This is a genomic window from Pseudomonas sp. S2_E01, assembly GCF_054668365.1.
Genome location: NZ_CP162762.1, coordinates 267,086 through 290,304, shown reverse-complemented (window position 1 = coordinate 290,304; position 23,219 = coordinate 267,086). Strand labels below are relative to the sequence as shown.

The 23,219-nt window shown below is 60.6% G+C and carries 20 protein-coding genes, 1 pseudogene and 1 riboswitch; of the genes and pseudogenes, 9 read left to right on the top strand and 12 right to left on the bottom strand.

Annotation, left to right across the window (positions count from 1 at the left end; translation table 11 throughout):
• Positions 1–61 precede the first annotated feature (61 nt).
• The 6 genes from AB4O36_RS01425 to AB4O36_RS01400 all read right to left on the bottom strand — a co-directional run bounded on the left by AB4O36_RS01425 (position 62) and on the right by AB4O36_RS01400 (position 9,983).
• Positions 62–703, bottom strand: coding sequence for an MBL fold metallo-hydrolase (locus AB4O36_RS01425; protein WP_460140921.1), 642 nt, complete (start codon positions 701–703; stop codon positions 62–64).
• A gap of 67 nt (positions 704–770) precedes the next feature.
• On the bottom strand, positions 771–3,503 hold the full coding sequence (locus AB4O36_RS01420) for a LuxR C-terminal-related transcriptional regulator (RefSeq protein WP_460140920.1): 2,733 nt from the start codon (positions 3,501–3,503) through the stop codon (positions 771–773).
• 308 nt (positions 3,504–3,811) lie between these two features.
• The gene (locus AB4O36_RS01415; RefSeq protein WP_460120994.1) at positions 3,812–5,176 is read right to left on the bottom strand and encodes a DUF1329 domain-containing protein; all 1,365 of its coding nucleotides are present in this window, start codon (positions 5,174–5,176) and stop codon (positions 3,812–3,814) included.
• 28 nt (positions 5,177–5,204) lie between these two features.
• Positions 5,205–7,142 carry a DUF1302 domain-containing protein gene (locus tag AB4O36_RS01410; protein WP_460120993.1) on the bottom strand — a complete coding sequence of 646 codons (1,938 nt, stop codon included), beginning with the start codon at positions 7,140–7,142 and terminating at the stop codon, positions 5,205–5,207.
• A 336-nt stretch (positions 7,143–7,478) separates the two neighbouring features.
• Complete coding sequence (locus AB4O36_RS01405; RefSeq protein ID WP_460120990.1) at positions 7,479–9,161, bottom strand: fatty acid--CoA ligase; 1,683 nt, start codon at positions 9,159–9,161, stop codon at positions 7,479–7,481.
• Between the two features lie 192 nt (positions 9,162–9,353).
• Positions 9,354–9,983, bottom strand: coding sequence for a LysE family translocator (locus AB4O36_RS01400; protein ID WP_460120988.1), 630 nt, complete (start codon positions 9,981–9,983; stop codon positions 9,354–9,356).
• Between the two features lie 219 nt (positions 9,984–10,202).
• Between AB4O36_RS01400 and AB4O36_RS01395 the strand changes: the two genes are divergently transcribed.
• The 3 genes from AB4O36_RS01395 (at position 10,203) to AB4O36_RS01385 (ending at position 13,047) form a co-directional block, all read left to right on the top strand.
• Positions 10,203–11,168: a 2-hydroxyacid dehydrogenase gene (locus tag AB4O36_RS01395; RefSeq protein ID WP_460140919.1), complete on the top strand. Its 966-nt coding sequence runs from the start codon at positions 10,203–10,205 to the stop codon at positions 11,166–11,168.
• Positions 11,169–11,200: 32 nt separating this feature from the next.
• Positions 11,201–12,199 carry a methyltransferase gene (locus AB4O36_RS01390; RefSeq protein WP_460140918.1) on the top strand — a complete coding sequence of 333 codons (999 nt, stop codon included), beginning with the start codon at positions 11,201–11,203 and terminating at the stop codon, positions 12,197–12,199.
• A gap of 50 nt (positions 12,200–12,249) precedes the next feature.
• Positions 12,250–12,374: riboswitch (yybP-ykoY riboswitch) on the top strand.
• An 88-nt stretch (positions 12,375–12,462) separates the two neighbouring features.
• Positions 12,463–13,047 carry a TMEM165/GDT1 family protein gene (locus tag AB4O36_RS01385; protein WP_460120981.1) on the top strand — a complete coding sequence of 195 codons (585 nt, stop codon included), beginning with the start codon at positions 12,463–12,465 and terminating at the stop codon, positions 13,045–13,047.
• 205 nt (positions 13,048–13,252) lie between these two features.
• Here the strand turns inward: AB4O36_RS01385 and AB4O36_RS01380 are convergent, their stop codons facing one another.
• Positions 13,253–14,071, bottom strand: a complete 819-nt coding sequence (locus tag AB4O36_RS01380) for a M48 family metallopeptidase (RefSeq protein ID WP_460120980.1) — start codon at positions 14,069–14,071, stop codon at positions 13,253–13,255.
• A 260-nt stretch (positions 14,072–14,331) separates the two neighbouring features.
• On the opposite strand from AB4O36_RS01380, the pseudogene AB4O36_RS01375 reads away from it, so the two are divergent.
• Positions 14,332–15,618 (top strand): annotated as a pseudogene (locus AB4O36_RS01375) (methyl-accepting chemotaxis protein); the annotation flags it as partial.
• Positions 15,619–15,630: 12 nt separating this feature from the next.
• Positions 15,631–16,473 carry a methyl-accepting chemotaxis protein gene (locus AB4O36_RS01370; protein WP_460126552.1) on the top strand — a complete coding sequence of 281 codons (843 nt, stop codon included), beginning with the start codon at positions 15,631–15,633 and terminating at the stop codon, positions 16,471–16,473.
• Between the two features lie 125 nt (positions 16,474–16,598).
• On the opposite strand, the gene AB4O36_RS01365 is transcribed toward AB4O36_RS01370, so the two are convergent.
• From AB4O36_RS01365 to AB4O36_RS01355, 3 genes are read right to left on the bottom strand one after another with little or no spacing between them, the layout of a single operon-like run.
• A complete protein-coding gene (locus tag AB4O36_RS01365; protein WP_460120978.1) occupies positions 16,599–17,222 on the bottom strand; it encodes an SOS response-associated peptidase in 624 nt (207 codons plus the stop codon).
• A gap of 35 nt (positions 17,223–17,257) precedes the next feature.
• Positions 17,258–17,518 carry a putative signal transducing protein gene (locus tag AB4O36_RS01360; protein WP_460120976.1) on the bottom strand — a complete coding sequence of 87 codons (261 nt, stop codon included), beginning with the start codon at positions 17,516–17,518 and terminating at the stop codon, positions 17,258–17,260.
• Positions 17,519–17,529: 11 nt separating this feature from the next.
• On the bottom strand, positions 17,530–17,712 hold the full coding sequence (locus AB4O36_RS01355) for a CPXCG motif-containing cysteine-rich protein (RefSeq protein ID WP_460120974.1): 183 nt from the start codon (positions 17,710–17,712) through the stop codon (positions 17,530–17,532).
• Between the two features lie 142 nt (positions 17,713–17,854).
• Between AB4O36_RS01355 and AB4O36_RS01350 the strand changes: the two genes are divergently transcribed.
• The gene (locus AB4O36_RS01350) at positions 17,855–19,018 is read left to right on the top strand and encodes a 1-acyl-sn-glycerol-3-phosphate acyltransferase (protein ID WP_460120972.1); all 1,164 of its coding nucleotides are present in this window, start codon (positions 17,855–17,857) and stop codon (positions 19,016–19,018) included.
• A gap of 66 nt (positions 19,019–19,084) precedes the next feature.
• Here the strand turns inward: AB4O36_RS01350 and AB4O36_RS01345 are convergent, their stop codons facing one another.
• The gene (locus tag AB4O36_RS01345; RefSeq protein ID WP_460140917.1) at positions 19,085–19,363 is read right to left on the bottom strand and encodes a hypothetical protein; all 279 of its coding nucleotides are present in this window, start codon (positions 19,361–19,363) and stop codon (positions 19,085–19,087) included.
• A 194-nt stretch (positions 19,364–19,557) separates the two neighbouring features.
• On the opposite strand from AB4O36_RS01345, the gene AB4O36_RS01340 reads away from it, so the two are divergent.
• Positions 19,558–19,764 (top strand): hypothetical protein, encoded by a 207-nt coding sequence (locus AB4O36_RS01340; RefSeq protein ID WP_460120968.1) that lies wholly within the window; start codon positions 19,558–19,560, stop codon positions 19,762–19,764.
• Positions 19,765–19,862: 98 nt separating this feature from the next.
• On the opposite strand, the gene AB4O36_RS01335 is transcribed toward AB4O36_RS01340, so the two are convergent.
• The gene (locus tag AB4O36_RS01335; protein ID WP_460120966.1) at positions 19,863–20,447 is read right to left on the bottom strand and encodes a YajG family lipoprotein; all 585 of its coding nucleotides are present in this window, start codon (positions 20,445–20,447) and stop codon (positions 19,863–19,865) included.
• Between the two features lie 198 nt (positions 20,448–20,645).
• On the opposite strand from AB4O36_RS01335, the gene AB4O36_RS01330 reads away from it, so the two are divergent.
• Positions 20,646–20,879 (top strand): hypothetical protein, encoded by a 234-nt coding sequence (locus AB4O36_RS01330; RefSeq protein ID WP_460120964.1) that lies wholly within the window; start codon positions 20,646–20,648, stop codon positions 20,877–20,879.
• A 737-nt stretch (positions 20,880–21,616) separates the two neighbouring features.
• The gene (gene mqo, locus AB4O36_RS01325; RefSeq protein ID WP_460120962.1) at positions 21,617–23,125 is read left to right on the top strand and encodes a malate dehydrogenase (quinone); all 1,509 of its coding nucleotides are present in this window, start codon (positions 21,617–21,619) and stop codon (positions 23,123–23,125) included.
• Positions 23,126–23,219 lie beyond the last annotated feature (94 nt).

Sequence of the window (23,219 nt, the reverse complement as noted above, 5' to 3'; positions counted from 1 at the left end):
CGGACATCGGCCTTTGCGGGCGTTGGATCATTTTGCCCGCAGAAAATTCCGTTGCAGCCCCTTATGCGCGCACAAAAGGGTTGTCGCGCATTTCATCGCCCAGTCGTGTGTCCGGACCGTGGCCGGTGACCACCGTCGCGTCTTCGTCCAGGGTGTACAAACGCTGTTTGATCGAACGCACGATGGTCGCCTGGTCGCCGCCCCACAAATCCGTGCGTCCGACACCACGACGGAACAACGTATCACCGGCAATCAGCAGTTTAGCCTCTGAAAACCAGAAACTCATGGACCCCGGCGTATGGCCCGGGGTGTGCAGCGCCACGCCGCAGCTGCAGGCAAGCTCTTCGTCATCGGCCAGCCAGCGGTCGGGCGAAGGCACCGGGGTGTAGGGCACACCGAACATCTGGCATTGCATTTCCAGGTTATCCCAGAGGAACTGATCCTCTTTGTGCAGGTGCAGGGTCGCGCCGGTCTTTTCCTTCAATTGCCCGGAGGCCAGGAAATGATCAAGGTGCGCGTGGGTGTGAATGATGCTCACCACTTTCAGGCCCAGGGCATCGAGTCGCGCGAGGATCAACTCATGATTGCCCCCCGGATCGACCACGATGGCCTTTTTCGTCACCGGATCGCCAATGATCGTGCAGTTGCACTGCAAGGGGCCGACGGGGAAGGTTTCGCGGATAAGAGCCGGTTTTTGCGACATTGAGGTACGCTCGATCAACAGGATATCGCGGATTTTCGCACACATTGGCCGGCCAGCCCTTACACCGTCAATCCAGCAATCCCAACTCCTTGGCCCGCGCCACCGCCTGTGTCCGCCGCTCGACCCCCAGCTTGCTGTTGATGTGGCTGGCGTGGGTTTTCACCGTGTGCAGGGAAATGAACAACTGATCGCTGATTTCCTGGTTCGAGCAACCCTGGGCGATGAGTTTGAGCACCGCCAGTTCACGTGAGCTGAGCTGTTCGCAGGGGGCATCCACACAATGCCGGGAGACGGCGGCAGGCAGTTGCGCCAACAAGCCTGGCGAAACCTTGGCGGTCGCGCTGTGCTGTAGCTGGTCGCGCAGCCAGTCAGGGTGCTTTTTCAACAAACTGTCGAAAGGTTGCAACGCCCCACCGTTGGCCGCCTCAAGCGCCTGGACGAACGCTTGTCGGGCTTGAGGTTCGCGGCCGGTATCGAGCAGCAATTCGATGTGTTGTGTCAGCGCCAGGGTGCTGAGTAATTGGTGACCGGTTTGCTCGCCACGCTCAAGCAGGGCGTGTAAACGACCCTCGGCGAGCATTGGCTGCCCCTGGATGACCTCCAGCAAAGCCTGCTGCAATTCGATGTGCAGCGGCAGTTGTGGATGAAACTCCGGCGGCGCCGCCGGCTGTTCGCCGTTGTAGGTCTGACCCAGGCGGGCGAGCCAGGCTTCGGCCAGATCGGTACGCCCCTGCGCCAGCCAGAGCTCGCATTTGACCAGGGTGATCATCGCCAGGTAGTAGATCGGCGGCACGTCCCAGATGTGCATCAGACGCTCGGCTTCGGCCAATTCGGCGAAAGCCTTGGCGAATTCACCGCTGCGGCCTTCGATCCGGGCAATTACGCAGTGGCCGATCAACACGCTGATGTCGCGACAGGCACGGGCTTCGCTCAAGCCCGCCTGCAAACGCTGGCGCGCGGCTTGGGGTTGCAGGCGCAGCGCCAGTAGAAACCCTTCGTACAACGTCAGTCGCGCCCTGACTGCATACAACCGCTGCGGCGACAGACCTTGCAGGCGTTGCAGCCCCTGGCGGACTTCTTCCAGCGAACGCAGGATTTCGCCCCGGGCCTGCAACACTCGGGCGCGGTCGTAATGGGCCAAGGCTTCGAACAGCGGATTGCCGACCCGCTGCGCCAGTTCCAGCGATTCGCGGTTCAGGCCGCGAGCGCGCCACAGGTCACTGTCGGCTATCGCCAGGTTGGACAGGGTCGACAGACACATCAGGCGCTGGCCATAACGCTTGGCGGGAAGACTCTCCAGCGCCTCCGTGCAGTAGAGCAACGTCAACTCCCGGTTGCCGCGTCCACGGGCGATGATCCCGCTCAAGGCCAACCATTGCGCAAGCATGGATTTCTGCGCGGTGGCCGACGGCGCTGGCAGGAAACGGCTGAGGTGGCTGGCCAGCTCTTCGGCCGCGTCCAGTTGACAGGCCAACCCCAACGCCCAGCTGTAGAGCACGATCAGCCGTGGCGTGCTGATCAGCAGGCTGTCGGGCAAGTCCATTTTCCAGCGCAGCAACATGCCGACATTCTGCTCGGCCAACAGTTGTTCTTCGGAAAGGTTTTGCACAAGGTTCGCCGCGACGTCCAGGTGACCGGCACGCAAGGCCTGCTCCACGGCTTCATCGAGCAACCCCTGGGCGTTGAACCAGCGACAGGCCCGCAAGTGCAGGCTGGCCGCCGGAACAATGGCCTGTCGGGTAGGACGGGTGCGCAGCAGGTCGGAGAACAGGTGGTGATAGCGGAACCAGTGACCGTGTTCGTCCAGTGGCACCAGGAACACCTGGTGAGCGAGCAGAAAACGCAGGATTTCGGCGCTGTCATGGGCTTCGCGAATGGCGTCGCACAGTTCGCTGCAAAAACGCTCCTGGGGCGCCGTGTCGTACAGAAATGCCTGGACCTCGGCGGGCAGGCAGTCGATGACTTCTTCGAGCAGGTAATCGCGAATCAGCCCTTCCCCGCCATTCAGCGATTGCGGCAACGCACCTTCGGAGCCGGCCTCGGAAGCCGCCAGCAACCAGAACCGCAAGCCGGCGACCCAGCCTTCGCTGCGCTGGATCAGGTTCTCCAGCGCTTCGCCGCGCAGGGAGGTGCTGTGTCGATCGAGCAACGTCGAGGCTTCGTCGTAAGTCAGGCGCAGGTCTTGCTCGTGCAGTTCAAGTAACTGGCGGGACAGGCGCAGGCGCGCCAGATGCCAGTCCGGACGCTGGCGGCTGGTGACCATGACCAGCAGGCCGTCGGGAAGATGATTGAGGAAAAACTGCAGGCAGCGATCGAGCACCGGACCCTGGACCAGATGGTAGTCGTCAAGGACCAGCAGCAGCGGCGCGGTGGGCAGCAGGTGCATCGCCAACTCGTCCAGCAGGCCATCCAGCCATTCCTCGAAGGCGAAGGGTTGGTGGCGCTGGCGCATTTTCAACAGGCCGAGGGACTGGCGACCCAATTGCGGAAAAAAGTCCTGCAGGCCTTCGAGCAATCGTTCAAGAAACCGGCCCGGGTCGTTGTCCCGTGGGCTCAACCCCAGCCACAGGCTTTGCCAGTGCGAAGGCAACCCCTGGCAGAACTCCACGGCCAGCGAACTCTTGCCAAACCCCGCCGGTGCAGACACCAGCAACAACCTGCCACCGAGCCCGGCGCTTAAACGCTCGCATAAACGCGGCCGCAGGACGTAGCCGTCAGGCAACGGCGGGCGGAAAAAGCGTCCGTCCAACGTCGCGACGGAAACGCTGGCAGGGCCCGGGATGGGGGACAGATCAGTCATGGCCGGCTCTTGTTTGGATTGCGGGTGGCGGCGTTGCAGATTTTTGCAGACTAGCGGTAAACGCGCAGGGAATGAAGGTTATTGCTACAAATGGCTACAAAAAGTCTACGAAGGCGGGATGGTTTCTTTGAACCTGTAGGAGCGAGCACGCTCGCGATGGTAGTCCAAACAACGCGGGGAATCAGTTAGCCAGCGTTATCGTTGACGACCATCGCGAGCGTGCTCGCTCCTACAGAGGAATGGTGTAAGCAAAAAAAAACCCGAACAAGTCGGGTTTTTTTTCGAGGATGCGGCCTCTTCAGTGAAGGTTAGCGAACCCCTTCCTGACGCAATGCAGCGGGGGTGAAGTCGCTGGTATTGGCGGTGAAACCGAAGTCATACGCCTGCTTCTCTTCGTTTTTCATGCCCAGAGCCAGGTAACGGCCCGATTGCAGGTCGTACAGGGTTTCCAGGGCGTACCACGGCACTTGCTTGTCGTAGTAGTTCTCGGCATGCGCCTCGGCTACGCGCCACAGTTGGCCACGACCGTCATAGTGGTCAATGACCGCCGCTTGCCAGGTGTCTTCATCGATGTAGAAGTCACGCTTGGCGTAGATGTGGCGCTGGCCGTCCTTCAGGGTGGCGACCACATGCCAGACACGGCGCAGCTCGTAACGCGCCAGGTCCTGGTTGATGTGCCCGGCCTTGAGGATGTCCGCATACTTCAATGTCGGATCGTCGAGTTTGTAGCTGTCGGAGGCGATGTACATCTCTTTCTTGCCTTCGAGTTTCCAGTCGTAACGATCCGGTGCACCGTTGTACATGTCCAGGTTGTCGGAGGTGCGCAAGCCATCGGCAGCGGTACCCGGCCCGTCATAGGACACTTGCGGTGCCCGTCGCACACGACGTTGCCCGGCGTTGTAAACCCAGGCCGCGCGCGGTTCCTTCACCTGGTCGAGGGTTTCGTGAACCAGCAGTACACCACCGGCCAGACGTGCAGGCGCCGTCACTTTCTGCTTGAAGTAGAACAGGATGTTGCCCGGGTTGGCTGGATCGTAGTCCTTCATCTTGTCACGGAACACGAACTGATCCTGGAAGTACACCAGGCTGAAGGAACCATTCGCCTGAGGCGTGGCCTGGGTGACCAGTCGAGTCACGCTGCCGCCACGGTAGCGGGTGATGTGGTTCCAGATCACCTCGACACCGCTCTGCGGAATCGGGAACGGTACGGCGGTCTCGAAATTTTCCAGACCGTTGCCGCCACCGACCAGCTTGGTATTGGTGGCGTTTTTCTTGATGGCGGCGAACACGTCATCCGGCACCGTGGCACCGCGATGGGACGTATACACCGGCATCTTGAAGCTGTCCGGGTAACGCTTGAACATCGCGTACTGACCCGGTGCCAGCTTGTCCTTGTACTGATCGACGTTCTGCGCGGTGATGGTGAACAGCGGTTTTTCGCTGGCGAACGGGTTGGACAGGAAACCTTTGCTGTCGACGCTGCCAGCGTTCTTCGCCATTGGCTTCCAGGCCGGGATCGAACCGTCGGCATTACCCGCCATTTCGGCGCCCATCGGCGTCAGGCTCTTGCCCAGCTTGTCCGCTTCGGCCGCCGGGACCGCAGCCATCACGCTGGAGGCCAGCAGTGTCAGCCCCAGAACACCAACGTGGAACAGACTCTTTGTTGTTTTCATAAGTGTGTTCGTCCTGAAAATGCAGTGCTTAGAAGTTCACGCCGAAGCTGAGCGCAACGAAGTCGCGGTCGTCCACGGTGGTGTACTTGCCGTCGAAGAAGTTGGTGTAGGCCAACGACGCGGTGTAGGTGTTCTGATACTCGGCGTCCAGACCCAGGCTGACCGCTTTGCGGCCTTCCTCGAAGTTGCCGCCAGGGCCAGGCGAGTAACCGTCGACGTCATGCTGCCAGGCGATGTTTGGCTTGAGGTTCACACCGGCAAACACGTCGTTGTATTCCCAGATGGCCCGTGCACGGTAGCCCCAGGAATCCGTCGTGGTGAAACCGTCGTTTTCGCAGTAACGGCTGACGTTGTTTTGCGGGCCACCGGCCAGGGTAGACGCGTTCAACGCCTGGCACTGACCGCCTGGCAATGGACCAGGGCCGTAGCTCGGGTCACGACCGTAACGGGCTTTGGAGGTGCTTTCCAGGCCACCGACGTGAGTCCAGCCCACCTCGCCCACCAATGTCAGGCGCTCGGCGCCCATCACTTGGTCGAAGAAGTGGGTGAAGGTGGTTTGCAGCTGGCTGACTTCCTTGCGGCGATAGCCGTGCTGATCCGTATTCGGGCGGCCTTGCAGTACGGACACGCGCGGGTCCAGCGGGGTCAGGCCGGAATACAGGATGTCGGTGGTGTTGAGCTGCACCGGCGCGTTCGGACGGTAGCTGAACTCACCGCTCCACGCGGTGCCGGTAGGCAAGGTGGTGGAGAAGCTCAGGCCGTACAGGCGGATGTCTTCCGGATACTCGACGAAGTAGCTGGAGTTGCCCGCTACCTGCAATGGCAGCAACGATGGAGCCAACGCAGTTGCGGTACCAAGGGGAATACCTGAACCGACCAATGCGCCAACCAGTCCCGCGCCGTTATAGGCACTCGCCGGCGCTCCTTTGCCGCTGAAAATCGGCGCGCGGCTGTGGTAGTTCATGAAATAGGCACCGAACTCGGTGTCCAGCGGCTCGAACATGTACTTGAAGGACACGCCGAACTGGCCGCTATCGCGGGCATCCCGGTCCGGGCCACGGCGAACGATCGCGCCTTCATCCGGGCTGCCCCAGTTCACGCCGCGAGCCGCGAGCGTGTTGAGCACGGCGTTACGCGCGCCAGCTGGCAAACCCGCAGCCGCCAGCGAACTGTTGACACCGTTGCGGGTACGCAGCACAGCCAGGTTATTGTCGCACCCGTCGGCAATCACGTCCGGCTGCGAGAAGAACGTGCCGCAGTTGTCGGCGACGGTCTGGTCCCATTCGAGCTGATAGAACGCCTCGGTCGACAGGTTCTCGGTCAGGCTCTGGGACACGTAGAACATGTTGACCGGGATCAGGCCTTCCTTGATCTCGGCACCCGGGCGACGGAACGCGGACACGTCGATCGGGTTGATCGAGTTGATGCCGCCGCCGATGAAGGTACTTTCACCCCAACTGACCACTTGCTTGCCCAGACGCACGGAGCCCGGCTGATCGGCAATCGCGTAGTTGTGATAGACGAATGCGTCGAGGATCTGGCCGCCGGAGGACTTGGCGCCCTCCTTGCGGTTGCTGTCGCTGATGTCCTTGAACGGACGGCTCTCATCCTTGAGTTCAAAGTCATACCAGTATTTGCCACGGACGAAGATACCGGTGTCGCCGTATTTCAACTCAAGGTCATGGATACCCTTGAAGATCTTCGAGAAGGTGTCACCGCTCTTGAAGTTCAGGTGACCGTCGTCGGAGGTCTGCGACAGGCCACGACCACCGTTGTTGACGCCGATGAGGTTCTTGTTGGCGCTCTCGGTCGACCAACTGGCACCAATCGACAGCGACGAGTCGAACTGACCTTCGATTTCACCGATGTTGAAACTGACGCCGAATGCGGGCCCGGCGAGCGTGGAGGCAAGACTGACAGCCAGAGGCAGTTTCGCCCGGCGCCAGAACTGGTTTGCTGATGTCATCGACGCTACTCCATGTGCATTATTGTTATGGCAGTGAGTACTTTTAAAAACGCCTGGTTGACCGGGCGCCAAAGGCCTCCCGAAGTCACTCCAAAGTTGCATCGCCCCGTCTTGTGCGTGTGCCCCGTTCTTAAAAATCCTTGAGCGGACTATAGCCAGCAGGTAGTAGAGCTTGATCCCTCTAAAGTGTGATTTGAGCTGCCAGCCACTCTGGAACAGTCCTTTCGCCAGGCCGACCCCTGTCGGCAGGGGAAGGATGGCTGAAAATTCGGATTTGACAAGCCAAGCGCTTGCTTGGTGGGGCTGGCGCGCCCTTTCGGGCACGCCAAGGGAGGGTTAAAGCGTCGAGAGGAAGGTGCTGTTGTTCGCCTGCCATTCGGTGATGTCGAGGCGGATGCGCTTCTTGTCCAGCTTGCCGACACTGGTCTTGGGAATTTCAGTAACAAGGGCGATCTGGCTCGGGATGGCCCACTTGCTCAGGTGCCCCAGCTCGACGAAGGGCTTGAGGTGTTCCTTGAGCTCTTTGGCCCCGATGGCATGGCCGTCGCGGATCACCAGCAAGGCAAACGGACGCTCACCCCACTGCGGGTCGGCGATGCCCACCACTGCTACTTCGCGTACCGCTGCGTGGCGACTGATCAAGTCTTCGAGGTCCAGGGAGGAGATCCACTCGCCACCAGTCTTGATCACGTCCTTGATCCGGTCGCGGATGTCGATCACGCCCATGCTGTCCAGCGTCGCCACGTCTCCGGTATGCAACCAGCCCCCGGACCAGAGCTCGGCGCCCTTCTGTGGCTCGTTGAAGTAGCCTTCGGTGAGCCAAGGGGCTCGCAGGACCAATTCACCCTGGGTTTCACCATCGGCGGGCAGGAAATGGCCGTCGCAATCCACGATTGCCGCCTCCACCAGGGGGCCTGGCACACCGGCCTTGATTCGATAGGTGGTGCGTTCGTCTTCGGTGCCCGCCATCAGTTCGTCATTGAGGTGTGCGCACGACACCAGCGGCCCGGTTTCCGACATGCCATACGCGGCAGTCAATTGAATGCCCCTGGCCTTCGCCGCTTCATACAGCGCGCGATTCAACGCGCTGCCGCCAATGACGATTTTCCAGCCCGCGAAATCCGTGCCCTGCGCCGCCTTGGCATTCAGAAGCATTTGCAGGATGGTGGGCACGCAGTGGGAAAAGGTGACCTTTTCCTTGCGCCACAGCTCCACCAGGTATTCAGGATCATAGCGGCCGGGATACACCTGCTTGAGGCCGAGCATCGTCGCGACATACGGCAAGCCCCAGGCATGCACATGGAACATCGGGGTGATCGGCATGTACACGTCGTTGGTACCCAGCAGGCGAACGCTGTCGATGGCGCCCATGATGGTCGACACGCCAATGGTGTGCAGCACCAGTTGCCGATGGGTGAAATACACGCCCTTGGGATTGCCGGTGGTGCCGGTGGTGTAGAAGGTGGTGGCCACCGAGTTTTCGTCGAAATCCTCGAAGTCGTAGCGCGTGCTCGCAGCCGCCAGCAACTGCTCGTACTCACCCACCAGGTTCGGCAGGTCGGCAGTCTTTTCCGGCAGGTCGGTCAGCAGGACGGTTTTCTCGACCGTGGTCAGGTGCCCGGCCACGGCATTGTAGAGCCCCACGAACTCGCTGTTGACCAGCACGAAGCGGTCCTCGGCATGGTTCATGGTGTAGAGAATCTGCTCCGGCGACAGGCGCACGTTGATGGTGTGTATGACCGCGCCGATCATCGGGATGGCGAACATGCACTCCAGGTAACGATGGCTGTCCCAGTCCATCACCGCCACGGTATCACCCGCCTTCACACCCGCCTCGGTCAGCACGTTGGCCAGGCGCGCGACACGTTCGATCAGAGTTGGATAGGTGTAGCGCAGCTGGTCGCGGTAAATGATCTCGCGGGTTTTCTCGTAGCGAGCCCCGGACATCAGCAGCCGTTTGATCAGCAATGGATACTGGTAAGCGCCTTCGGCTGGGGGGATAACGCGAGTCTGCAACATAAGAATCCCTTTTCTGACTGCACGGTCGTGGCTGAAAGCTAGCACTCTAGTGCCCTTGCACGCCGGCCAAATCAGCCAAAGGAATGATTTGCAGAGCCGCCTAAATACTAGCTTTGCGCCAGCATTCAACGACTTGAACACCCATCCTGTAGGAGCGTCGACCGGCTGCTCCTACAGGGAAGAGGCGGTGGGTCAGTGCATTTCGGTGAACGCCAGTTTTACGCCAATGGCGATCAGCACGGCGCCCATGGTGCGGTCGAACCAGTGGCCCATGCGGGCGAAACCGGCGCGCACGCGCTGCTGGCTGAACAGCATGGCCACCAGGCAGAACCAGCTCGCCGTGGCGACGGCAAGGTAAACCCCATAACCGGCCTGCACCGACAGCGGCGTGTGCGGGTTGATGACCACGGTGAACAATGACAGGAAAAACAGGGTGGCCTTCGGGTTCAGGCCGTTGGTCACGAAGCCCGAAGTAAAGGCGCCACGGGCAGTGCGCTCCCCCGCTTCCTTGTGCAGATCATCCGCCACGGGTTTGGCCGGTTGCGCCCGCAAGGCCTTGAAGCCGATGTACAGCAAGTAGGCGGCGGCCGCCCATTTCAAGGCGTTGAAGAGCACGATCGACTGGGACACGATCAGACCGATCCCGAGCAAAGAATAACCAACGTGCAGGAAAATCGCCGTACCCACGCCCAGTGCGGTCCAGGTGCCGGCGCGTCGGCCGTGGGTCACGCTTTCACGTACCACAACGGCAAAGTCCGGGCCGGGGCTGGCAACGGCCAGCAGATGGATAAGGGCGACGGTCAGGAATTCTGTCCAGTACAAGGGAATACCTCGAGGTGATCGGTCGAAAAAACTATGACCCCTGTAGGAGCGGGCTTGCCCGCGATGGCGGTGGGCCAGGCGATATTTTCGTTAACTGACACAACGCTATCGCGAGCAAGCTCGCTCCTACAAGGTAGGTCGGCAGGGAGTAACCATTTGTTTCTATCTGGTAGGCTCGGCAGATTACGCTTTCAGTTCATTGCACAAAAGGTACAGTTGATGACGAACTTTTGCCGCGCCGTTTTCCTTGACCATCCATCGCTCGACCTCGGTGACCTGGACCTCTCCCCCTTGCGCGATTGTTTCGACGAACTGGAGCTCTTCGCGCAGACCGCGCCGGAACAGGTCGCCGAACGCCTCAAGGGCGCGACCGTCGCCATCAGCAACAAGATCCTGATCGATGCCGCCGCCATTGCTGCCAGCCCCGACCTGAAGCTGATCCTGATTACCGCCACTGGCACCAACAACGTCGACCTCGCGGCCGCCCGCGCCCATGGCGTGACCGTCTGCAACTGCCAGGGCTACGGCACGCCGTCGGTGGCGCAGCACACGATCATGTTGCTGCTCAACCTGGCCACGCGCCTGGCCGACTACCAGAAGGCCGTCGGTGAAGGTCGTTGGCAACAGGCCAGGCAGTTTTGCCTGCTCGACTACCCGATCGTCGAACTGGAGGGCAAAACCCTCGGCCTGCTCGGACACGGCGAACTCGGTGGCGCCGTTGCCCGATTGGCCGAGGCGTTCGGCATGCGTGTGCTGCTCGGCCAGATTCCAGGTCGCCCTGCTCGCCCGGATCGCTTGCCGTTGGACCAACTGCTGCCGCAGGTCGATGCACTGACCTTGCACTGCCCGCTCAATGAACACACCCGCCACTTCATCGGTGCCCGCGAGCTGGCATCGATGAAGCCGGGCGCGTTCGTGGTCAATACCGCGCGCGGTGGCTTGATCGATGAACAGGCACTGGCCGACGCCTTGCGCAACGGCCACCTCGGCGGTGCGGCCACGGACGTGCTCAGCGTCGAGCCGCCAGCCGCGGGCAATCCGTTGCTGGCCGCCGATATCCCGAGGCTGATCGTCACCCCGCACAACGCCTGGGGCAGTCGCGAAGCGCGCCAGCGCATCGTTGGACAACTGACCGAAAACGCCTTGGGGTACTTCAGCGGTAAGGCACTGCGGGTCGTCAGTTGATAAACTGCCGCACTTTTTTCAGGGAGCAGAATATGGATCCGCGCAGTGAAGTACTGCTTCGTCAGGCCGAGTTATTCCAGGGTGCTGTATTGCTGGCGGGTTTGCCCGCCGACGATTTGCTCGGGCGCCTGCCCGACGCTCACGGCTGGTGCTGGCATGCCGGCGATCAGGCCACTCTGGAGGCCCGCTTCCCCGGGCGCAGCCATTTCGGCGTAAGCGCCCCGGAACGTGAGTTCGATGCTGCCGTGCTGTTTCTGCCCAAGGCCCGGGACCTGACCGACTACCTGCTCAACGCCCTCGCCTCGCGTCTGGCCGGGAAAGAGCTGTTTCTTGTGGGTGAAAAGCGCAGCGGCATCGAAGGTGCAGCCAAGCAACTGAACCCGTTCGGCAAGCCGCGCAAGCTCGACAGTGCGCGGCATTGCCAACTCTGGCAGGTCACGGTGGCGAACGCGCCTGCGGCCAAGTCCCTGGAAAGCCTGGCGCAAACCTACGAACTGCCATTGGATGAAGGCCCGCTGACCGTCGTCAGCCTGCCGGGTGTATTCAGTCACGGCCGACTGGATCGCGGCAGCGCGATGCTGCTGGAGCACCTTGATAAGTTACCGAGCGGCCATTTACTGGACTTCGGTTGCGGCGCCGGTGTGCTGGGCGCTGCGATCAAGCGTCGCTACCCGGACAACCAGGTGACCTTGCTGGACGTCGATGCATTTGCCACGGCCAGCAGTCGCCTGACCCTGGCGGCCAACGGCCTCGACGCCGAGGTGATTACCGGTGACGGTATCGATGCGGCCCCCATGGGCCTGAGTGCGATTCTGAGCAATCCACCGTTCCATGTCGGGGTGCACACCAACTATCACGCTACCGAGAACTTGCTGAGAAAAGCAGCGAAACACCTGAAATACGGCGGCGAACTCCGCTTGGTTGCCAACAGCTTCCTCAAGTACCAGCCACTGATCGAAGAGCACCTGGGCGTGTGTGCGATCAAAGCCGAAGGACAGGGTTTCCGCATCTACCGGGCCAAGCGCAGCTGACGCGTCTTTAAAAAAAGGGGCTTGCCCAATCGGATTTGCCTAGGCAGAATCCGCTCCGTCCTAGGGGAGTAGTCTCCCACGAGCGCCACGCTCGTCCGGCATGCGTCAACATACTTGGTCCTCAGACCATGGCGCATGCGACCCAAGCCTCCGCATCAGACGGAGCGCAGGGTTTGACAAGACCTATGACACGCACACCTTACCCGGGGCGGGAAGGCTGTACGTGTCATAGCCGTGTCGACCCGCCCCTTAGGAAAACCCTGATGCTGGATTCACTTCTCGTCCCCACCGCAATCGTTGCCTTGGCCGAAATCGGCGACAAGACGCAACTGCTCGCGCTGATTCTGGCTGCCCGGTTCCGTAAACCGTGGCCCATCATCGCCGGCATCGTCGCCGCTACCCTCGCCAACCACGCAGCCGCCGGTGCAGTCGGGGCCTGGTTCGGCAGCTTCTTCTCGGATGCAATGCTGCACTGGATTCTCGCCGCCAGCTTCGCCGCGACCGCGCTCTGGACCCTGGTGCCAGACAAGATGGACGACGACGAAGCCAGCACCACGCGCAAGTTCGGGCCATTCCTGACGACGCTGATTGCGTTCTTCCTGGCGGAGATCGGCGACAAGACGCAAATCGCGACGGTCATGCTCGCTGCGCAATACCCGGAATTGTGGCTGGTGATCATCGGTACCACCGTGGGCATGCTGATTGCCAACGTGCCGGTGGTATTGGCGGGTAACTTTGCTGCCGAGAAACTGCCGTTGACCCTGATCCGTCGTTTGGCGGCCTCGGCGTTCTTCATCCTGGCGGTGGTCGCGGTATATAAGGCGATGCAAAGTAGCGGGTGGGTTTGACGCGCTAGAGCGATAAATGCGCGTTACTTCGGTGACCCCATCGCGGGCAAGCCCGCTCCCACAGGGTTCACGGGCGTCTGCGCAATTCGTGTTTCACACCGCAACCTGTGGGAGCGGGCTTGCCCGCGATTGCGGTGGATCAGGCGACATTGTCGTTAATTGACACACCTCTATCGCGAGCAAGCTCCCTCCTACAGGGGATCCATCAGGACTTCGGCGCCTTCTCGTACAACGGCATCACCTTCGGAATCGCCGCCTGCAGGGACGCGATCCGGCTGCTGGAGTTCGGGTGAGTGCTCATGAACTCTGGTGGAGAGCCTTCCGAAGCCTTGCTCATCTTGTTCCACAAGGTGATCGCCGCATTCGGGTTGTAGCCGGCGCGAGCCGCCAGTTCCAGGCCGATCAGGTCCGCTTCGTTTTCATTGGCGCGGCTGTTCGGCAGCGTCATGCCGTAGTTCGCGACGGTGTCGGCCAGAGCCAGGCTGTCCTGGCCCAGACCGAGCAAGGCACCCGCGCCCTGCTTGGCCATTTCGATACCGTAAGCCTTGGACATGGCTTCACGGCCGTGCTCGCGCAGGGCGTGGGCGATTTCATGCCCCATGACCGCGGCGATTTCATCGTCGGTCAGCTTCAGGCTGTCGATCAACCCGGTGTAGAAAATGATCTTGCCGCCAGGCCCGCAGTTGGCGTTGAGCTCGTCACTCTTGATCAGGTTGACCTCCCATTTCCACTGCGCCGAATCCGGACGGAAAACCGGTGCCTGGGCAATGAGTCGATTGGCTATCGCCTGGACACGCTTGGCTTCGGCACTGGTCTTGTCCAGCACGCCCTGACTGCTCGCCTCGCCCACGGTCTTCTGGTAAGACTGGGCATACATCTGGTTGACCTCGTCCGTGGACAACATGCTGAACATGTACTGCTTGCGCTCGACACCCACGGCACCGCCGCTGGTGGTGTTGACCGACTGACACCCGGCGAGCAACAGGCCCGCACTCAGAGCACACACAACCAATGTTTTGTTCATCAACACACTCCTTGAAAACTTGCCGGCTATCCTAGGCGCCCATTTGTATTGGCGCCAGATACAACAGACACACAAGCAAACATTTCAGATGAAGCCTGTGCCGTAGGAAAAAATTCACACTCCTACCATCGCCACACCCAGCAATGATTCAAATACGACACTGATCCATCAGAAAGAGTCATTTCGTCGCTCCCCGCTTATGGCGCTTCAAGTCCAGGCCGATACATCACCGCAGACGTCCTCTTGCGGGTGGAGCCCTCATGAAATTCAAGTCGATCCAGTTTTCCGTGGCAGCGCTCGCCGGTGCCATCGTTCTCAGCGTAGTCGCCGCGCTGGTGCTGTATACGCTGTTTTCCGGTGCCCGCACCCAGGTCATGGTCCAGGAGCGAACCCAGGCGCAATTCGAGCAAGTCATCGAGCAGCGCTTGACGTCCCTCGTGCAAACCCAGGTCTCCCAGATCCAGCGTGAACTCGAGGCGCCCTTGCTGATCGCCGGCGGGCTGGTGCGAGTCAACGCCCTGATCGGCACGCCAGGCACCGACGGTCAGCCGCAACTGAGCCTGAACCGTGAGCAACTGATCAGCCTCATCAGGGAAAACGTCGCAAAAAATCCGAAAATTCTCGGCACCTACATTGCCTGGGAACAAAACGTACTGGACCGCAATGATGCGGCCTACGTCGGCACGCAGGTGGTGGGCATCGACCCCGCCAACGGTCGTTTCCTGCCATGGTGGTACCGCAACGCCGATGGCAGCCTGGGGCTGGACAAGCTGGTGGACGTGGACGACCAGAAAACCCTGTCCACAGGGGTGCGCGCCAGCGAGTACTACCTGTGCTCGAAAGAAACCAAAAAGCCCTGCGTGATTGATCCGGCCCCCTACAAGGTCGGCGACAAAATCGTCATGCTTGCGTCCTTCATTGAACCCATCATGCTCAATGGTGCCTTCCAGGGCATCGTCGGCGCCGACCTGTCGGTGAACTTCATCCAGGACATGCTCCTGGGCGCCAACCAGAAGTTGTACAACGGTTCCGGCGTAATGGCACTGATCGGCGGCAATGGCCGGATCGTTGCCTATACCAAGGACCCGAGCAAGTTCGGCGAAAAAGTCAGCGACATCCTCGACAGCCAGCAGGTGGCCAACATGGCCAATCTCAAACGCGGCGAGGTGACTTACAGTGTCGACAAGACTCAGGGCCGGATCGAGTTATACCTGCCGTTCGGCATTGGCCAGACCGATGCTCGCTGGACGCTGATGCTGCAACTGCCGCTGGACGCGGTCATGGCCGACCTGCAAAAACTGCAGGCCGACCTCAATGCTCAACGCAAATCCGGCACCTTTGGCATGGCCATGGTTGGCCTGCTGGTTGCGGGCATCGGCCTGCTGGTGATCTGGCTCGTGGGCCACGGCATTGCACGCCCACTCAAACAAATGGTGGCCATGCTCGACGACATCGCCAAGGGTGAAGGTGACCTGACCCGCCGCCTGACCAGTGATCGCGCCGATGAACTGGGCTCGATTGCCAACGGCTTCAACACGTTCCTCGCCAAATTGCAGGCGATGATCACCCAGGTCGTCAGTTCGGTGCAGAGTGTCAGCGACTCCTCGGAACACACCGCCGACATTGCCATCCGCACCAACATCGGCGTGCAGAAGCAGATGGTCGAGATCGATCAGGTGGCTACCGCGGTGCATGAAATGACCGCCACGGCCCAGGATGTGGCGCGCAACGCCACCCAGGCAGCGCAAGCCGCCAGTCATGCCGACCAGTCGGCGGCCCAGGGCAAGCAGATCGTGCAGGACACGTCGAACTCGATCGGCGTGCTGGCGGTGGAAATCGGCAAGGCGGTGAACGTTGTACAAGCGCTGGCCAAGGACAGCGAGAACATCAACGCCATCCTCACCGCCATCCGTGGCATCGCCGAACAGACCAACCTGCTGGCGTTGAATGCCGCCATCGAAGCGGCGCGAGCCGGGGAACAGGGCCGCGGCTTTGCCGTGGTAGCCGATGAGGTGCGCAATCTGGCGCAGAAAACCCAGAAGGCCACCGAAGAAATCCAGACCATGATCCAGCAACTGCAACAGGGCACGCGGGACGTGGTGCGCGTGATGGAAGACAGCCAGAGCCGCACCGACGAAAGCGTGCAACAGGCGGCCAAGGCAGCCGAAGCGCTGGATGCGATTACCCAGGCCGTGTCAGTGATCAATGACATGAACACACAGATCGCCAGCGCCGCCGAGGAACAGAGTGCGGTGGCCGATGACATCAACCGCAACGTGATCAACATCGGCCAGGTGGCCGGTGAAGTGGCGGGCGGAGCCGATGAATCGAGCGCGGCGAGTGCGGGCTTGACCAAATTGGCTGAGCAGCAGCGGCGGTTGATCAATCAGTTCAAGGTTTGATTCAAGGGCCCCATCGCGGGCAAGCCCGCTCCCACAGGTTGTGTGTCGTAGCCAAATTCTCCAGCTGATACAAAAACCCTGTGGGAGCGAGCTTGCTCGCGATGGAGGCCGGACCTGACACCCCATCAAGCCGGGGTCAGGCACTCCGGGCCATTGAGCTTCGGATCATTCACCAGGTTGGCCAGCACCCGCTCGCGCAATGGAACCGGCTCGCTGGCCAACAACCCTTGCAACACATGCAGGGGCGTCTCTGGATCCAGCCAGGCCTGCTGCCCCGCCGCATCGAGAATCAACGGACGACGCTGGCTCGCCGCCGGCTGGGTGATCACCGCCGTGCTCAACCACACCTGTTCCTGGACGGGATAGGCTTCCCAGACCGCAGCAAAAAACAGTGAAGAACCCTCCCCAGGCGTCAGCCAATACGGGCGTTTGCGAGTGCCACCGCGCCATTCGTAAAAGCCGTTGGCCGGTAACAGACAGCGGCGTTCACGCAGGGCCTGGCGAAACATCGGTTGCTCGGCCACGGTTTCAGCGCGGGCGTGGGCCGGAGTGCGCGACAGGTCGGTCAACCACGGCGGCGTCAGCCCCCAGCGCGCGCGCGCCAGCTCGCGCTGACCGTCCGCACCGGCACGCAGCATCAATACCGAATCATTGGGGGAAATGTTCCACTGGGCCTGCTGATCGGCAGGGAAGCCAGGCAGGGCCGCGAAAGCGGGATTCCAGCGGAACAGGGCATAACGTCCACACATGGGGTAACAGGACTCTTGAGAAAACGCTCGCCAGCCTAACAGACCAGCGTGCCGGGAAAACTGTCCGGTTCATCGCCGGGCAGCGGCAGGGCCGCATTGTACGCAGCGATCAACGCTCGGGCATTGTCCGCCTGATCATCCTCGACCGATAACCCCAACAGACCGAAGATCGGCAGTTCGCCGCTGCCACCGAGCAAATCCCGCCCGGCCAGATGCGCCTCGATGCCTTCACTGGCGAGCATGCTCTTGAGCAGCTCGCCCTCCATCAGGTTTTCAGGCTCATAGATTCGCCGCATGGAGCGCCCCTTCATTCGTTTTCGCTGTGAACTTCAAGCATCCATTCGTGGCCATCGGTCTGCAGCACAAAGGTGATGGGCCTGCAGCACACCGGGCAATCCTCGATGTAGGTCTGATCGCCGCCGGACAAATCCAGCACCGCTTCGGCTTCTTCTCCACAATACGGGCATTCGTAGCGTTCGGTTTCCAGCATCGCGGTCTCCAGGGTGACTTGTGCGTATAATCGCCGGTCTATTTGCAGGGCTATTGGTGTCTGACTACTTTTTCAGACCGTGCCCCGCCGGTTTTCGATCAAAACCTTTACTTACACTAGCCGTTTCCAACAAGAGAGCATGATGGGCGAATTCGATGCCATCCGACCTTACGACGATAGCGAAGTACCAGCGGTGCTGGCACGTTTGCTCAGCGACAAGGCGTTTCTAGATATCCTCACCCACTTCCGCTTTCCGCGTTTTGCCGGCGCGCTGGGCTGGATGCTCAAACCGCTTATCGCCCGCCGCCTGCGCCGTGAGTTCGCGGGCGTCAATTCGGTGGCCACCCTGCAAGACAAGGTCGAGTATTACGTCGACCACACCATCGACCGCGCCACGGATGGAGTGACCTACACCGGCGTCGAGCAGTTCAAGTCCGGCAGTGCCTACCTGTTCATTGCCAACCACCGCGACATCGTGATGGATCCGGCCTTCGTCAACTACGCCGTGTACCACGCCGGCCTGCCGACACCGCGCATTGCCATTGGCGACAACCTGTTGCAAAAACCTTTCGTCAGCGACCTGATGCGCCTGAACAAGAGCTTCATCGTGCATCGCTCGATTACCGGGCGCCGGGAAAAAATGGCGGCTTACCAATTGTTGTCCGCCTATATCAACCACTCGATCCGCAACGATTGCGCTTCGATCTGGATCGCCCAGGCCGAAGGGCGGGCCAAGGACGGCGATGACCGTACCGAGTCGGCGATCCTCAAGATGTTCCATATGAGCCGCAAAGACGAGCCGTTCGGCGAAGTCATCCGCTCGCTGAACCTGACCCCGGTGTCGATCAGCTACGAATACGACCCGTGCGACCAGGCCAAGGCCCGTGAGTTGTATATCCGCGCCACGACCGGCAGCTACACCAAGGCGCCTGGCGAGGACGATGTGAGCATCGCCAAGGGCATCACCGGCTACAAGGGCCGGGTGCACGTCAACTTCGCGGCGCCCATCACCGAGTTGTTCGAAGACACCAAGCAATTGGCAGTCGAAATGGACAAACAAATCCTCGGCGGTTATCGCCTGTTCCCGGTGCATTACCTGGCTTACGAGCAATGGCAGGACGCCGACCCGCAGTTGCAGGTGCCGAGCGCTTCCCAGGTATTTGCCGCCGATGAGCTGGCCAAGGCCCAGGCACAATGGCAAGAGCGCCTTGACGCTTGTCCCGAAGAGCACCGTCCGTTTTTGGTCCTGCAATACGCGACGCCCGTGCGCAATCAGTACCGGGTGAAAGCCGGCTTACCGTTGTAGGGGGCTGGACATGAAAAACGGCGCTCTCGGGCGCCGTTTTTCATGGGGGTTACCTGGATCAGACCATCAGACCCGCGTGCTGATCCACGACACCAGCAACGCCAAGCCCAGGCAGGCAAAACCGAAGCGATAGAAAAACCGGTTCATGCGCAAGGTCGCCCAATCCATGATTGGCTCTTCACTTGGACGGCTCTGACGCTGCGCCACCAGACTGGCCTGCGCGCGCAGTTCACGACGACGGGTGGCGTGCAGCAGCCAGCTGCCGGGGCAGGCAAACAGCAAGGCCAGAACGTTGATCAGTTTGGCGGGATGGGCGGTTAACAGCGTCATCAAGTGAAGCGACATCACGAACCTCGGACAAAACAAGCGTGGCAGGCGTCGGATCGACGGTTGCGGCGCGAATTCTACCGAAAGACGTGCGTGCTGCCGAAGTTTTACGACAAATAACGCACCATTTGGCAGATTCCTGCCCTGCGTCACGGCTTCGTCATCTGAATGCGCCAACCTTTCGCCCGACCAAAACCGACACGGACATTGTCATGTTGCACGCCGAAAATCAGGATCGTCTCTACCTCGTCGCCCAAAGTGACGAACAACAAACGCTGGTGGGCAGCCTCGCCTTCAACGTTCAGGATCGCCATTGGCTGGTGTACTGCGCACTGGGTGGGCATCAACATGCGGACTTGCCCGAGACGGACTTGCTCACTGGCGTGAGCGTGCTGGATTTTTACTGCGAGGCGGCTTGAACTGAGTGGCGGCTATAAACCGCCATCGCGGGCAACTACCCTCATGAAAAAGCCCGGGACCATCACTGGCACCGGGCTTTTTTGCATCAGGCAAGCAATTACTCGCCGAGGATCTGCCCCACGGTCGGGTCCTTGAACAGGCGCGTCAACGCATCGCTCAACACGTCGCTGACCAGCTTGGTGTTGGTTTCCTGGTTCGGCGCCATGCCAAAGCGCTGATCCAGTGAAGCGCCGTAACGACCGCTGTAGCGGCGGTTGGCGTTCTGTACGTCGGAGCGGAAGGTCGCGCCGATGGTCGCCTCGGTCACGTACATGCCTTCCTTCGGCGACTGGTACTTCAGCTCGGCCAGGGTCACGGTCAGTTGTGGGGCGTTCAGCGCGTTGGACGTCGGAGTGAAGCCCAACAGGCGCACGGCCGCTTCGGCCTGGGCCTGCAACTTCGGCAGAATCTGTGCCCCCTGCACGGTGATCGCGCTGGTTTCAGGGTACAGGCCGCCGCGGGTGCCCAGGGTCGGCGACGGACGACCGTCCACCACGCGCACCACCACTGGCTGGCCATGGCCGACCGGTGCCAGCTGAGCGGTCAGCTTCGGCTCCGGATTGAGTTGTTGCGGGCTGTGGGCGCAGCCAGCCAGCGTCAAGCTGGTTACAGTGATCAAACCGAACAACAAGCGTTGCAACATGCTCTTCTCTCCAGAATCAGGCACAAACAGGTCGGCAGTATAGCGGTGCGCCAGCGCGGCGAACCAGCGCAACAATCACGGAAAAGTCCGACAAGGCCTTCGGATTCGGCGCCTGTCACACAGATTTCACCCTTCATACACTTGCACGTCACGTTTTTTGGACAATCTCCACAGCAATCCACCTCAAGGTACATGGACATGCGTTTCCTGACTTCATTGTTCGCACGCCGCCCGCTGCCTCGCTGCTTCGCCCTGCTCGACCGCAACGGCCACTGCCAGGCGTTCAAACAGTGCAATCTGCAGCCACTGGGTGAAGGCTGGGTCGAAATCGAGGAAATCCGCCTCAATTGGTTGCACCAGCCCCTGCCCGTCAGCGCCCGCGTCAGCCAGCGCCAACCGCGTGCCCGCACGCAGCCACTGTTGGCCATCTGACCAGACGCCTAATAAAAGTCATTAAACACGCCCATTTCCCTGCGTTTCTTAGATACAATCTCCCCCCGATTATAAGGACGTCTCCTGATCGGGCCTCGCAGCATCGTCAACGCCTCCGGCATTGGCACCCCGCACCGCCCCACAGAGAGCCGCCCACACAGATCGAGTGAAGCTGGCGCGCTTGCTGTTCCCTGGCAATCCCTTCTTTTCGCGAATCTGCAGAGCTGTCATTACGCTCGGTCACTGAGCTGTTTGCCCGTTTTGTCCGTCGTGCCTGGCACGACGGCCATCCATCCGGGCGCGGTGCCAGGCTGGGACAGCCCTTTTTTGAGGTTCACGTCTTCAAAAGAGCGTGAAAAAAACGGGTTTTCACAACTTCACAAGAGTGTGGCGAGCAAATGAATAGTTTTGCGTCTGAATATGCACCATTAGCGTCTGGAACAGCCCAACGACACAGGACCGAGTACGCCTCGAACACCGGAGCCTGAAGCCTGTCCGCTACGGATTTGGTTGCACAAACGGATGTCTCGACCATAAGTCGAATTGCCAGTCGCGCGTCGAAATGAGTTCATAGACCTCATTGACCCGGCCGGTAGCGTCCGTCGAAGTTGCGATAAATTGCGAAGATTCGGACATGGCGATACTGCCATGGGTACCTTGGGGCATCATTGACACGCCCCGTCACTCCTGGCAGCCATGCCGACAATTTGGTGCTGCAGATTTTGGAGACGCGTTAAATGGCGCATAACGAAGCAGTCGACGTAGTACTTGTTGGGGCCGGCATCATGAGTGCCACCCTGGCCGTACTGCTCAAAGAGCTCGACCCCGCGATCAAGCTGGAAGTCGTCGAGCTGATGGATTCCGGTGCCGCGGAGAGCTCCAACCCGTGGAACAACGCCGGTACCGGTCACGCCGGGCTGTGTGAGCTCAACTACACGCCACAGGGCGCTGACGGCGTCGTTGACATCAAGAAAGCCGTGCACATCAACACCCAGTTCGAAGTGTCGAAGCAGTTCTGGTCCTACCTGACCAAAAAAGGCACCTTCGGCTCGTGCAAATCCTTTATCAGTCCGGTTCCGCACCTGAGCTTCGTCCAGGGCGACAGCGGCGTGTCGTTCCTCAAGGAACGCTTCAAGGTGCTGAGCAAGCATCACGCCTTCGCCGACATGGAGTACACCGAAGACAAGGCCATGATGGCCGAATGGATGCCATTGATGATGCCTGGCCGCGACAAGGACGAAGTCCTCGCCGCCACCCGCGTCATCAATGGCACCGACGTCAACTTCGGCGCACTGACCAACCAGTTGCTCAAGCACCTGACCAGCGCGCCCGATGCCCAGGTCAAGTACTGCAAGCGCGTCACCGGCCTGAAGCGCAACAATGGCGGTTGGACCGTCAGCATCAAGGACGTCAACAGCGGCAACACCCGTGAAGTCGACGCCAAATTCGTGTTCCTCGGCGCGGGCGGCGCGGCTCTGCCGCTGCTGCAGGCATCGGGCATCGAGGAAAGCAAAGGCTTCGGCGGCTTCCCGATCAGTGGCCAGTGGCTGCGTTGCGACAACCCGGAAGTGGTCAAGCACCACCAGGCCAAGGTGTACAGCCAAGCCGCCGTGGGTTCGCCGCCGATGTCCGTGCCGCACCTGGACACTCGCGTGGTCGACGGCAAGAAATCCCTGCTGTTCGGACCGTACGCCGGTTTCACCACCAAGTTCCTCAAGCACGGTTCGTTCATGGACCTGCCCATGTCGGTTCGGGCCGGCAACATCGGCCCGATGCTCGCCGTGGCGAAAAACAACATGGACCTGACCAAGTACCTGGTCAGTGAAGTGATGCAATCGATGGAGCAGCGCCTGGAATCCCTGCGTCGCTTCTACCCCGAAGCCAAAGCCGAAGACTGGCGCCTGGAAGTGGCCGGCCAACGGGTGCAGATCATCAAGAAGGACCCGAAAAAAGGCGGCATCCTGCAGTTCGGCACCGAACTGGTCGCCGCCAAAGACGGTTCCCTGGCGGCACTGCTCGGCGCTTCGCCGGGTGCTTCGGTGACGGTTTCGATCATGTTGGAACTAATTGAAAAATGCTTCCCGGGCAAGGCCTCGGGCGAGTGGGCTGCCAAACTGGCGGAAATCTTCCCGGCCCGTGAAAAAGTCCTGGAAACCGACGCTGCGCTGTATCGCAAGATCAACGCGCAGAACAACGTCGCGCTGGAACTGGTTGAAGAAAGCAGCGAAACCCCAAGCTTCGCTTGATTCAGCCCCATAAAAAACGCCCCGCTCTCGTTGAGAGCGGGGCGTTTTTTTATGCCTGAATACAATCTCCGATACCTGTAGGAGCGAGCATGCT

What these genes read in the sequence shown, in the direction of transcription:
- AB4O36_RS01425 (WP_460140921.1), bottom strand. Translation starts at nt 703, where the DNA reads ATGTCGCAAAAACCGGCTCTTATCCGCGAAACCTTCCCCGTCGGCCCC.
- AB4O36_RS01420 (WP_460140920.1), bottom strand. Translation starts at nt 3,503, where the DNA reads ATGACTGATCTGTCCCCCATCCCGGGCCCTGCCAGCGTTTCCGTCGCG.
- AB4O36_RS01415 (WP_460120994.1), bottom strand. Translation starts at nt 5,176, where the DNA reads ATGAAAACAACAAAGAGTCTGTTCCACGTTGGTGTTCTGGGGCTGACA.
- AB4O36_RS01410 (WP_460120993.1), bottom strand. Translation starts at nt 7,142, where the DNA reads ATGACATCAGCAAACCAGTTCTGGCGCCGGGCGAAACTGCCTCTGGCT.
- AB4O36_RS01405 (WP_460120990.1), bottom strand. Translation starts at nt 9,161, where the DNA reads ATGTTGCAGACTCGCGTTATCCCCCCAGCCGAAGGCGCTTACCAGTAT.
- AB4O36_RS01395 (WP_460140919.1), top strand. Translation starts at nt 10,203, where the DNA reads ATGACGAACTTTTGCCGCGCCGTTTTCCTTGACCATCCATCGCTCGAC.
- AB4O36_RS01390 (WP_460140918.1), top strand. Translation starts at nt 11,201, where the DNA reads ATGGATCCGCGCAGTGAAGTACTGCTTCGTCAGGCCGAGTTATTCCAG.
- AB4O36_RS01385 (WP_460120981.1), top strand. Translation starts at nt 12,463, where the DNA reads ATGCTGGATTCACTTCTCGTCCCCACCGCAATCGTTGCCTTGGCCGAA.
- AB4O36_RS01380 (WP_460120980.1), bottom strand. Translation starts at nt 14,071, where the DNA reads ATGAACAAAACATTGGTTGTGTGTGCTCTGAGTGCGGGCCTGTTGCTC.
- AB4O36_RS01370 (WP_460126552.1), top strand. Translation starts at nt 15,631, where the DNA reads ATGATCACCCAGGTCGTCAGTTCGGTGCAGAGTGTCAGCGACTCCTCG.
- AB4O36_RS01365 (WP_460120978.1), bottom strand. Translation starts at nt 17,222, where the DNA reads ATGTGTGGACGTTATGCCCTGTTCCGCTGGAATCCCGCTTTCGCGGCC.
- AB4O36_RS01360 (WP_460120976.1), bottom strand. Translation starts at nt 17,518, where the DNA reads ATGCGGCGAATCTATGAGCCTGAAAACCTGATGGAGGGCGAGCTGCTC.
- AB4O36_RS01355 (WP_460120974.1), bottom strand. Translation starts at nt 17,712, where the DNA reads ATGCTGGAAACCGAACGCTACGAATGCCCGTATTGTGGAGAAGAAGCC.
- AB4O36_RS01350 (WP_460120972.1), top strand. Translation starts at nt 17,855, where the DNA reads ATGGGCGAATTCGATGCCATCCGACCTTACGACGATAGCGAAGTACCA.
- AB4O36_RS01345 (WP_460140917.1), bottom strand. Translation starts at nt 19,363, where the DNA reads ATGTCGCTTCACTTGATGACGCTGTTAACCGCCCATCCCGCCAAACTG.
- AB4O36_RS01340 (WP_460120968.1), top strand. Translation starts at nt 19,558, where the DNA reads ATGTTGCACGCCGAAAATCAGGATCGTCTCTACCTCGTCGCCCAAAGT.
- AB4O36_RS01335 (WP_460120966.1), bottom strand. Translation starts at nt 20,447, where the DNA reads ATGTTGCAACGCTTGTTGTTCGGTTTGATCACTGTAACCAGCTTGACG.
- AB4O36_RS01330 (WP_460120964.1), top strand. Translation starts at nt 20,646, where the DNA reads ATGCGTTTCCTGACTTCATTGTTCGCACGCCGCCCGCTGCCTCGCTGC.
- mqo (WP_460120962.1), top strand. Translation starts at nt 21,617, where the DNA reads ATGGCGCATAACGAAGCAGTCGACGTAGTACTTGTTGGGGCCGGCATC.